This is a genomic window from Microcystis sp. M_OC_Ca_00000000_C217Col, from assembly GCF_007095585.1.
Lineage (GTDB): Bacteria > Cyanobacteriota > Cyanobacteriia > Cyanobacteriales > Microcystaceae > Microcystis > Microcystis panniformis.
Map to the genome: position 1 here is coordinate 16925 of NZ_SFBV01000101.1, position 11189 is coordinate 28113.

The 11189-nt window shown below is 42.3% G+C and carries 10 protein-coding genes; 3 read left to right on the forward strand and 7 right to left on the reverse strand.

Translation table 11 applies throughout. The features are described from left to right. Positions 1-38: 38 nt before the first annotated feature. Positions 39-2459 carry a phosphoketolase family protein gene (locus EWV66_RS05875; protein WP_052277987.1) on the reverse strand — a complete coding sequence of 807 codons (2421 nt, stop codon included), beginning with the start codon at positions 2457-2459 and terminating at the stop codon, positions 39-41. Between the two features lie 725 nt (positions 2460-3184). Between EWV66_RS05875 and gap the strand changes: the two genes are divergently transcribed. From gap to ygfZ, 3 genes are all read left to right on the forward strand, one after another. Then, positions 3185-4219 carry a type I glyceraldehyde-3-phosphate dehydrogenase gene (gene gap, locus EWV66_RS05880; RefSeq protein ID WP_052277988.1) on the forward strand — a complete coding sequence of 345 codons (1035 nt, stop codon included), beginning with the start codon at positions 3185-3187 and terminating at the stop codon, positions 4217-4219. Between the two features lie 522 nt (positions 4220-4741). Beyond that, on the forward strand, positions 4742-5110 hold the full coding sequence (locus EWV66_RS05885) for a hypothetical protein (RefSeq protein ID WP_002743680.1): 369 nt from the start codon (positions 4742-4744) through the stop codon (positions 5108-5110). Beyond that, complete coding sequence (gene ygfZ, locus EWV66_RS05890; RefSeq protein WP_287107902.1) at positions 5107-6120, forward strand: CAF17-like 4Fe-4S cluster assembly/insertion protein YgfZ; 1014 nt, start codon at positions 5107-5109, stop codon at positions 6118-6120. Before EWV66_RS05885 ends, ygfZ begins: the two co-directional genes overlap by 4 nt. A gap of 140 nt (positions 6121-6260) precedes the next feature. Here the strand turns inward: ygfZ and EWV66_RS05895 are convergent, their stop codons facing one another. The 6 genes from EWV66_RS05895 to EWV66_RS05920 form a co-directional block, all read right to left on the reverse strand. Continuing rightward, positions 6261-7919, reverse strand: a complete 1659-nt coding sequence (locus EWV66_RS05895) for an NAD+ synthase (RefSeq protein WP_287107903.1) — start codon at positions 7917-7919, stop codon at positions 6261-6263. 12 nt (positions 7920-7931) lie between these two features. After that, positions 7932-8660: an NUDIX hydrolase gene (locus tag EWV66_RS05900; protein WP_287107904.1), complete on the reverse strand. Its 729-nt coding sequence runs from the start codon at positions 8658-8660 to the stop codon at positions 7932-7934. After that, positions 8657-9223 carry a nicotinate-nucleotide adenylyltransferase gene (locus tag EWV66_RS05905; protein ID WP_287107905.1) on the reverse strand — a complete coding sequence of 189 codons (567 nt, stop codon included), beginning with the start codon at positions 9221-9223 and terminating at the stop codon, positions 8657-8659. Before EWV66_RS05905 ends, EWV66_RS05900 begins: the two co-directional genes overlap by 4 nt. A gap of 247 nt (positions 9224-9470) precedes the next feature. Next, complete coding sequence (locus EWV66_RS05910) at positions 9471-10061, reverse strand: RES family NAD+ phosphorylase (protein WP_287107907.1); 591 nt, start codon at positions 10059-10061, stop codon at positions 9471-9473. Then, complete coding sequence (locus EWV66_RS05915) at positions 10061-10501, reverse strand: hypothetical protein (protein WP_287107909.1); 441 nt, start codon at positions 10499-10501, stop codon at positions 10061-10063. Before EWV66_RS05915 ends, EWV66_RS05910 begins: the two co-directional genes overlap by 1 nt. Before the next feature lie 136 nt (positions 10502-10637). After that, the gene (locus EWV66_RS05920; RefSeq protein WP_002757320.1) at positions 10638-10958 is read right to left on the reverse strand and encodes a hypothetical protein; all 321 of its coding nucleotides are present in this window, start codon (positions 10956-10958) and stop codon (positions 10638-10640) included. Between the last annotated feature and the right edge of the window lie 231 nt (positions 10959-11189).

An 11189-nucleotide genomic window follows, 5' to 3' on the forward strand; every position in this document is an offset into this window, starting at 1 on the left:
TAATAAATTATCATCACCTAAACCACTTTCTAGCCTAATTAATAGGGCCATTTCCAGTTAGTAATCTCGTCCTTATCGATACCATTGGTAAAAGCATAATCGAGATTTTCGATAATAGCATTTTTCATCCGTTCCTTCACATGACCAGCAGCAGAACCTAATTTCGGCACGCGATCAATGACATCAATTACTAAATGAAAACGATCAACTTGGTTACGAATCGCCAATTCTAGGGGAGTATTAATATTCCCCTCTTCTTTGTAACCGCGCACATGAATACGTTCTTGATTACTGCGACGGTAGGTAAGTTTATGAATCAGCCAAGGATAACCGTGGAAATTAAAGATAATTGGCTTATCAGGGGTAAATAAACTATCAAAATCCCGTTCCGATAAACCATGGGGGTGTTCACTTTCCGACTGTAATTTAAACAGATCAACCACATTGATAAAGCGAACTTTTAAGTAAGGGAATTCCTCCCGCAGAATTGCCGTGGCCGCTAAAGATTCTTTAGTGATAATATCCCCACAGCAAGCCATAATTACATCTGGTTCATCGGGATTTGTTCCGTCATCATCGTTACTGGCCCAATCCCAAATACCGATACCTTTAGTGCAGTGTTTAATTGCTTCTTCAATAGTCAAGTATTGCAGGTGTTTCTGTTTATCAGCAACGATAATATTAGTGTAATCCTTGCTCTTGAGACAGTGGTTAGCCACACTTAATAAACAGTTACCATCGGGGGGAAGATAAACCCGCACCACGTCGGCACTTTTATTGGTTACTAAATCGATAAAACCGGGGTCTTGGTGACTAAAACCATTGTGATCCTGCCGCCAAACCACCGAGGATAATAACAGATTCCAAGAGGAAACAGAAGCACGCCAAGGTACATGATTTTTGCAGATATCGAGCCATTTAGCGTGTTGGTTGAACATGGAATCGATAACATGAGCAAAAGCCTCGTAGGAGTGAAATAAACCGTGACGGCCGGATAATAAATAACCCTCTAACCAACCGACTAAAGTATGTTCACTCAGCATCTCCATCACACGACCATCGGGAGATAATTGGCTACCATCTAAATCCTCGGGATAGGTATCAGCTAACCAAGCTTTTTTAGTCACTTCATAGAGAGCCGCTAAACGATTAGAAGCAGTTTCATCGGGACCAAAAACGCGAAAATTAGTCATATTATTTCGCATTACATCCCGCAAAAATACCCCCATCACTCCCGTATTTTCCGCTTCCACTTGGCCCGGGTGGGTGACATCTACGGCATATTGACGAAAATCGGGCATTTTTAGATCTTTACGCAGCAATCCGCCATTAGCGTGCGGATTAGCACTCATGCGACGATGACCAATAGGAGCGAGTTCTTTAAATTCCGGCTTAAATTGACCCGTGGTATAGTCAAATAATTCCTCCGGGTTATAGCTTTTCATCCACTCCTCTAATTTTCTCAAGTGGTCGGGGTTTTCGTGCATCCCACCCATGGGGACTTGGTGAGCGCGCCAGAATCCTTCTACTTTATGACCATCAACATTTTTCGGACCGGTCCAACCCTTGGGAGACCGGAGGATAATCATTGGCCAGGGGTAACGTTTAGCTACTCCCGTGCTGCGAGCTTCCTGTTGATAGGAGCGAATCTGATTGATACAGTGTTCTAGGGTGGCGGCCATTTTTTGATGGCAGTGCAGCAGGTCTTCATCTTCCTTACATTCGACGATGTAGGGAGTGTAACCGTAACCAACAAAGAGACTTTCTAACTCGTGGGTCGAAATACGGGAGAGAATGGTGGGATTAGCGATTTTATAACCGTTTAAGTTTAAAATTGGCAGTACCGCACCATCGCGAATCGGGTTAAGGAATTTATTCGAGTGCCATGCGGTAGCAAGGGGACCGGTTTCTGCTTCCCCATCACCCACCACCACGGCCGTAATTAGGTCGGGATTGTCAAAAACAGAACCGTAGGCATGGGAAACACTATAACCCAGTTCGCCGCCCTCATGGATAGAACCGGGGGTTTCGGGGGTGACGTGACTACCGATGTGACCGGGAAAAGAAAATTGTTTAAAGAATTTTTGTAATCCTTCCTCGTCTTCACTTTTATCGGGGTAAATTTCCGAATAGGTTCCTTCTAGATAAACCGGACCGAGTACCCCCGGCGCTCCATGGCCGGGACCGGCCATAAAAATCACATCGAGGTCGTATTTTTTGATTAAACGGTTGAGGTGAACGTAGGTAAAACTTAAGGCCGGACTTGCTCCCCAGTGACCAAGTAAGCGATACTTAACGTGTTCGGGTTTAAGATGTTCCTTGAGCAGGGGATTATCGCGCAGATAAATCATACCTACAGCTAAATAGTTACAAGCGCGCCAATAGGCATGGGTTTTGTAGAGTTCGTCTTGAGAAAGGGGATTTTGCTCTGTTAAGGGTCTTTCTGGTGCGGATACCATGAATATTTCTCCAATATCTATGAACGATGAGATTAAGAGAGTTGATAGACAATTTCTCCAGATTATCGAGAGGGTTAACCCTCGGTCAGTTTTCAAACTGTAATCAAGAGTCTAACCTTTTGGGGCGCAAAAAACTATTAAAATAAGCTATATTTTGCCGATCCTGCTTGGGTAATTTATGTCAGTCGGGCGGGGTTTTTAAATGGCTTTTAAAGGAAAATTAATGTCTTCTTAACTTATAGAGCAATAAATTCTCTGAGAACTTTTTTGTCGGGAAGAGCCTAATTAGGCCTTCTCGATGCCGGTGGTGAGGACTACTAGGATAGCAAATTTATTATTTTTTATCTTTAGACCTCCTGCAAAAGTAAGTTTTAGAGCCGCTATCAGGTCAAAATATCTAAAAAAATCGGATAAATTTGACATAATCTTAGATTTTATGGATATTATAGTTATCTTTTGTCTCCTGTCTCGGAGTCTCCTGTCTCGGAGTCTCCTGTCTCGGAGTCTCCTGTCTCGGAGTCTCCTGTCTTCTCACCTAACGAAAGATTTTTGATTTTTGCAGGAGAGCTTTTGAAGCACTGAAACTTAAAATCTTTCTATACTTCATCTAGCGATCAACAAAAGCTGATTAGCATATATAGTGATTCTCTAAAGGCCAATCAATTCTCAAATTATTTTTTCTTGATCGTGCCTAAGCTTATCGCAGCTGCAAAGGAGTTTTTTTCATGACAAAAGTAAGAGTCGCTATCAACGGATTTGGTCGTATCGGTCGCCTCGTTTTTAGGGCGGGTATCCAAAATCCTGATTTCGAGTTTGTTGGTATCAATGATCTCGTCCCCCCCGATAATATTGCCTATCTGCTCAAATACGACTCCACCCACGGACGTTTTCAGGGTACGGTAGAAGCGAAAGAAGATGGCATCGTCGTGGATGGTAAGTTTATCCCCTGTTACTCGATTAAAGACCCTGCTCAACTGCCCTGGGGTGCAACCGGGGCCGATTATGTGGTTGAGTCCACCGGTTTATTTACCACCGCAGAAGGGGCCGGAAAACACCTAGAAGCAGGGGCCAAACGAGTGGTTATCTCCGCACCCACCAAAGATCCGGACAAAATTCGTACTATTGTACTGGGCGTTAACGACAATGAGTACGATCCCGCTAAGGATCTGATCGTCTCTAACGCTAGTTGTACCACCAATTGTTTAGCCCCGATCACCAAAGTTATTAACGATAACTTCGGACTAGCGGAAGGATTAATGACCACGGTACACTCGATGACCGCCACTCAACCCACCGTGGATGGTCCATCGAAAAAAGATTGGCGCGGTGGTCGCGGCGCTGGTCAAAATATTATCCCCTCCTCCACGGGAGCAGCCAAAGCAGTAACCCTAGTTATTCCTTCCCTAAAAGGCAAATTAACCGGTATGGCCTTCCGTGTGCCAACTCCCAACGTTTCGGCGGTGGATTTAACCTTTAAAACCGAAAAAGCCACCAGTTACGAGGAAATCTGCGCCGCTATGAAAGCCGCCAGCGAAGGACCGATGAAAGGTATCCTCGGTTATACCGATGAGGAAGTGGTATCGAGTGACTTTATCACCGACCCCCATTCCAGTATCTTTGATGCTAAAGCTGGCATTCAACTTAATGCCAATTTCTTTAAGGTCGTCTCTTGGTACGATAACGAATGGGGTTACTCCTGCCGGATGTTAGACCTGATGAAAATGATGGCAGCTAAGGAAGCAACCCTAGTAACAGCCTAAATCAGTTATCAGTTATCAGTTATCAGTAACCAGTTATCAGTAAACAGTGAACAGTGAACAGTAACCAGTAAACAGTAAACAGTGAAAAGACAGCACTGTTAATGCCATTAGACATCTCCAAGAGTTAAACAAAATAGTTCTAGGGCTGAAATGTATGTCTTTGTCTATTTAGGGTTTGCTGAATAAATGTGAAATGTAGGCAAGGCAAGGGTTTTGTGGCTTTTCTCGCTCCCACAGGTGCAAGATTTTGAGAGAATCGCGCTTCAAAACCGGGCATCTTGAGCGGCGATTGCGTCCTGTAGGGGCGAAGCATTCGGGCAATAACCTATCGGTGAAACCGTAGATTTTCTATCCGAATGCTTCGCCCGTACTTTTTCAGTAAACCCTATTTAATATTGCTCACTTAATAAGTAGGTGGGTGTTAAAAATTGCCAGATCCCCCCTTATCAAGGGTGGCAGGGGTATCCCCCCACTTAATCCTCAAATCTGATAACTGATAACTGATAACTGATAACTGATAAGATGAATCCAAAATTTAAAGATATTACTGCTTGGGAACAGGCACAATTATTAATGCAACCGGCATTTATTCGGGTGCTGGATAATCTGCGCAAACAGTTAGAAAATTCCCTCTGGAAAGGAACTTATACAGAAATTCAAGATCCCTATCCCAGTTATCTGCTCTGTTTGACTTATCTCGATCGCTCCGTTACTGTAAATATTTGGGAACTTTGTTTTCAAGTCTGTTTTCTCGATTATCCCACCGATGAGGGAGAGAGCGTCACCATCGATACCAGTCTCCTCGACCCCACCGGTGAACTAGATTGGCAGAGTTTGGAAACAAAAACCGAGCGTATTATTAAGCAATTATTCGCTAATTTACCCCAATGAAAGCAGATTTAGACACGATCAAGGCAGAGTATGCCGCTAATTTTCTCAAAGACTACAGTAATGATCCCCAAAGTTTAGCATCCCAAACAATTTTAATCGATCGCTCCGATTGGGGTTTATTAGAATTAAAAGGCCAGGATCGACTGCGTTTTCTCCACAATCAAACCAGTAACGCTATCGATCGCCTGAAACCGGGTCAAGGTTGTGAGACAATTTTCCTTAACTCTACCGGTCGTACCCTCGATTTTGTCACAGTTTACGCCGGCGATGATTCCCTCCTCATCCTCGTTTCTCCCCAACGTCGTCAATTTTTACTGGAATTGATCGATCGCTATATTTTCCCCTTCGATAAGGTGGAAATTAGCGACTTAACCGATAATTTTAGCATTGTCACCCTAATCGGTACTGAAAGCGGGCAATACCTGCAAAAAATCGCCATTCCAGAGCAGATTTTAACGGGGGTGGAGCATAGTCATTATCTCCTTTCTGACCCCCCCCTGAGAGTAGCCGTCGGCACCGGCTTAGATCTACCCGGATATACTTTAATCGTTGCCACCGCCGAAGCCGGTCCCCTCTGGGAAAATTTAATAAAAAATGGCGTTACTCCCGCCGATGAGCAGGTGTGGGAATACCTGAGAATCCATCAGGGCCGACCGGCAGTCGATCGAGAATTAACCGAAGATTATAACCCTTTAGAGGCCGGTTTATGGCGAGCGATTGTCTTTGATAAGGGTTGTTATATTGGTCAAGAAACTATCGCCCGTCTTAACACCTATAAAGGTGTAAAACAAAGACTTTGGGGCATAAAACTTAGCCAACCCGTCCCCAGCAATACCCCGATTATTTTAGAAGCGCAAAAAGTCGGTTTACTCACCAGTGTGCTGGAGGATTTTGGCTTGGGTTATGTGAAAACAAAAGCGGGAGGAGAGGGTTTAAAAGTACAAATCGGCGAGGCAACAGGAGAATTAATCCCCTTACCCTTCCTCTCTCACGAATACCCCTTTCAGTGAACAGTAATCAGTAATCAGTAATCAGTGAACAGAACGTAGGTTGGGTTGAAGTATGAAACCCAACGCCCGCCTGGGTTAGTGATAACTGATAACTGATAACTGATAAATGATAACTGATAACTGATAACTGAAAAACCCCCCTAACCCCAGCGACTAGCGATGGGCATTCGCCAACCAGTGCCAAAAGCGCGATCGCTAATTTTTATGACCGGGGGAGCTTGTTTGCGCTTAAATTCGGCATTTTTAACTAATTTAATCACTTTCTGCACAATTTCAGGCTCAAAACCGGCGGCGATAATTTGTTCGGCGGATTGATGGCGATCGATTAATAGTGCTAAAATAGCATCTAAAATCTCGTAGGGAGGTAAAGAATCTTGATCCTTCTGATTGGGTTTTAATTCAGCACTAGGAGCTTTATTAATCACATTAAGGGGAATAATTTCCCCGTGCCGATTTAACCAGCGACAGAGGGAATAAACGCGGGTTTTCGGCACATCAGCAATCACTGCTAAACCACCATTCATATCACCGTAAAGGGTGCAATATCCCACCGCCATTTCTGATTTATTGCCAGTGGATAATAGTAAATGTCCGAATTTATTAGAGAGAGCCATCAATAAATTACCGCGAATGCGTGACTGAAGATTTTCTTCAGCAATACCGAAATCAGTCCCCGCAAAAATACCATCTAAAAGTTGATCATAAGCGTTCATAATTTCTTTAATTGCTAACTTCTCACTTTTGATACCTAAATTATTAACTAAAGCCACTGCATCGCTAATCGAATGGTCGGAACTATAGGGAGAAGGCATCATCACAGCGAGAACATTTTCTTTACCTAATGCGTCGCTGGCAATAGCGGCAACTAAACTGGAATCAATGCCACCACTCAAGCCAAAAATTACCCGTTTAAAACCGCATTTCTGCACATAATCTCGCACTCCTAAGACTAAAGCTCGATAAATTTCTTCATCTTCATTGACAGGTAAAGGATGAATAACTGCGGGTAACAAATCTTGATTAAACTCGATTAATTCTAGGCTAGAAGTAAATGCCTGAGCGCGATAAATCACTTCTCCTTGTCTGTTAAAAGCAACACTGTCACCATCAAAAATTAAATCATCATTACCTCCCACTTGATTGACATAAACTATAGGTAAATTATATCTAGTGGCACTATGGGATAATAAAGATTCTCGCAATTTTTGCTTACCGACACTGTAGGGAGAAGCGGAAAGATTAACAATTAAATCCACTCCTAAATTAGCTAAATCGGCGATGGGATTAACTGCGTATTGACGCTGACCCCAAAATTGTTCATCATTCCAAACATCTTCACAGATAGTTACACCGATTTTTACATTATTTTCTGTTATTTGAAAATATTGACTTTCTTTCCCAGAAGCAAAGTAACGATCCTCATCAAAAACATCGTAGGTAGGCAATAAACGTTTAGTAAAAATTTGTTTAATCTCTTGACTTTTCAACAAAGCTATGCTATTAAATAACGGCTTTTCCCCTCTGACCGTTGCCGAGGGATTTTTTTCGACAAAACCGACTAAGACAGCTAACTTTTCTGGTAATTGTTGGGACAATAATTGCAATTGTTGAGACATTTTCTCCACAAAACCCAGATTTAATAATAAGTCTCTGGGAGGATAACCACAGAGGGATAATTCTGGGGTTAAAAGTAATTCTGCTCCCTGATTAAATGCCGTTTGAGCAGCCTCTAAAATTCTTTGGGCATTTCCTTCGATATCTCCAACAATGGGATTTAATTGAGCGATAGCAATTCTCATATTTTTTCCTATTTAAACAAAAACTAACGGTTGCTCTTTAAAGGGAGCAAAAGCTTTTTCATCAAAGCGATATAAACTAGCGGGACGACCAGCACCACGAGAGACTTTTAAACCCATATCCTTGAGAAATCCTAATTTCAATAGCCGATTTCTGAAGTTAGAATAATCACTAAAATTTTTACCTAAAATTGTCTCATAAAATTGATAAAGATCATTTAAAGTAAATAATTCTGGTAAAACCTCAAAAGCGACGGGACTATACTCTACTTTATTGCGTAATCTTTGCCAGCCATATTCCAAAATTTGACCGTGATTAAAGGCTAAATCTGGCACTTTATCAATCATATACCAAGTGATATTATAATCCCGTTCAGTGATTAACTTTGCTTCCTCAAACCGCACTAAAGCGAAGTAACTCACCGATAGATAACGTTTCCCAAAACTCTCGGCCGCTGCCGGGGAATCTCCCTCTGGACTGCCAAAAGTATATAACTGTTCCAGATAGAGATTATTAACGCTAATTTTCTCAGCTAAAATTCGATAGGCTGCCGTTTCCAGTGATTCCCCATTTCTCACTAAAGTTCCGGGTAAACTCCAGTAATTACTAAAGGGTTCTTCCCGTCGTTTAATCAGAAGCACCAGCAGCCGATTTAATTGGGTATCAACGGAAAAGATCACGTTATCAACTCCGACTTTAAAATCAGCTAGAGATTTATTAACTAGGGTATTTAGCGGTTTCATGCGTAAAGTTTTTGACCTTCGATATAATCTTTAATCGGTGCAGGAACAGCCTGTTTATCGCCTTTTTCTCGATAATCTGTTGAGGATACAGCCGGAGCAAAGACATCGGCAATCAGACAATCACCCCCTAATGTTTGCAGTTGTTCAATATCATCTTGGTTAATAGGATAACCGGGACGGGGAATCACGAGAATTTTGACTTTTTCTAGTAATTCTTGGCTGCGATACCAGTGCCTAATTTGTCCGACTAAATCGGAACCAATGACTAGGGTATATTCCTCCTGTTCTCCCCAAATTGCTTGCGCTTTTTCCACACTAATTAAGCTACGTCGATCGCTTAATTCTCGTCGCAGTTGTATATTATCCCTTGGGGGTTGAATATCCCGGATGAGCAAATTTAACATCCTCAGACGATGTTCGAGACTGGTTTGATGATTTTTAAAGGGATTATCGGCAGCCCAAACCGCAACAATATCGTACTGTTCCGATAACCATTTTAGTATGGCTTGATGACCGGCAGTAGGAGGATCGGCACTGGTTCCAAAAAGGGCAATTTTAAGCATAGGATTCAATTGCTTGCTCACTGAGGGATTAGTTTAACTCTGCTCAAGCTTGGCAAAAATTAACTTCTCCCCATTATAGTTGATTTTACCAAAATAGGGCAAGAGGATCAGTGATCAGTAATCAGTGATCAGTAATCAGTGATCAGTGAAGTTTTGCGACGAGTGGGCTGCTATTAACTTAACAGAAAATTCCCTAACAGTTGGCCGTTCTGAATAGGGGAGATTGCGTCTGATTGCAAAAATATACTTATTCTTGAATAAGAGCATAATCATAATGCTCCAAAATTTCACCTAAACAGGATGGATTATCATCATATAAATTACCTAAGTTGTCTTCTTGCAAATAGTTTCTAACCCGATCAAAAAGCCCAACGGAATAGACATTATCATCATGACGAGAACGGTATCTAATCCCATCTACTCCTTGGGGATGTTCCCAAATTGCCTGCCCCCAAGTCCGACAATATTCATAATCACCGGAAGAAATGCGGGCATCTATTCCTATACGAACAAGGGCCGGCCCCGTTAAGTCGGCCAACAGTAAAGTGCGATCACTTCTAATTCTAAAAAGATTTCTATTTCTTAGGGCTGTAACGGTTACGGCTCCGTCAAATGTTCGGCCAAAACATTCAATAAAGGTACTGTACTCATCACCCACATAGAGAAGCCCATAGCCCTGATTGGGTCCATCGAAACGACCGCTACCACTGCGGTCAAAATGAAGACTAGAAAGGTGTCCGGTTTTATTTAATCTTAGCCAGGGGCCTGGGGTTTCAATGACGGGCAATTGACGCTGACTAAAATCGTCTGGTGGGAGGGGAAAAGGAGGCAAACCCATTACGCCGCGCTATGACTCCCGTAGCATTTAGCGGCCCAAACCACTGGCTCGATTTCTCCCTTTTGGAGTTTTTCTAGCGGGGTTGCTCCCTCTAAACGAATATCACCCGTGAGCAGAAAGAGCATTTGTGTCCAAGCACCGTCTTCTTTTAAGACGGCTAACACTTGGTCTAAACCAGACAAAACTTTGCCATCAATAAATTGCCAAGCGGGATAAACTAATTCCTCGTTGACAGATAAACCTAAGACCCGATGATTGAGCCTCATAGTTTCTAATTCCAAAGAACTACAGGCTAAAACACCACAAACCTCGGCGCTGGTTAAGGTTCCTCCTTGCTTGGATAGGAACCGTTTCTTCGCTTCTTCGCCTCGTTTAATGGCAGCTGCCAACGGAGAGGCCAAAGCTAAAGGAGATTGTGTTTTTCGTATAGATTCTAACATTTTTAAGCAACCCTACCACCGCGAACGTATTTTAAATCCTTGATTAGTTTTTAGGAAGACCCTATCTACCCCTCATAATAACAGATGGTGGGCATTGCCCACAGGTGGGCGTTATCTACAAAGGCACAATTGCGGTTCATTCTTTTTTCGGTGATATTTTAAGTTTTGCTGTAAATTTGACTCCAAATTCCATTCCCAACTCTAATTCAGCCTCCCATTCGAGATTCCGTTTTTTGCAAGCATTATTAAACTCATCATGAACTTTATCAATCAACTGGCTTAAGTCATCAATTGCCTGCTCAGGATCGATGAAGAGTGGAGCTAAAATCACCGACTCATCTTCACTTTCGCCAGATTTTTCAGTATTTCGACTCAGATCATCTCGTTGTACAACGACAATTTTAGGTTCTAAGGAAACAATTTTGAGTTTTTGAGTTGGCTGGAGATTATCAGACACTTAATCTTTCCTAAATCTTGATGAATAATAGAGGAAACCACGTTAAAGCGAAATAAATAGCTTTTCTAGTTTAAGAGTTTTTTGAGGATAATCAAGGATTACCTTTAATTCTTTGGCTCTTCTGGTTTCTGTGTGGAAACGAGGTCTATACTGATGGTTTCTTCGTCAAAATAGCCCTAAAAGTCTTGCCCGATAAGCATTTCACAATTCCATAAGCAAAAATTATCACAC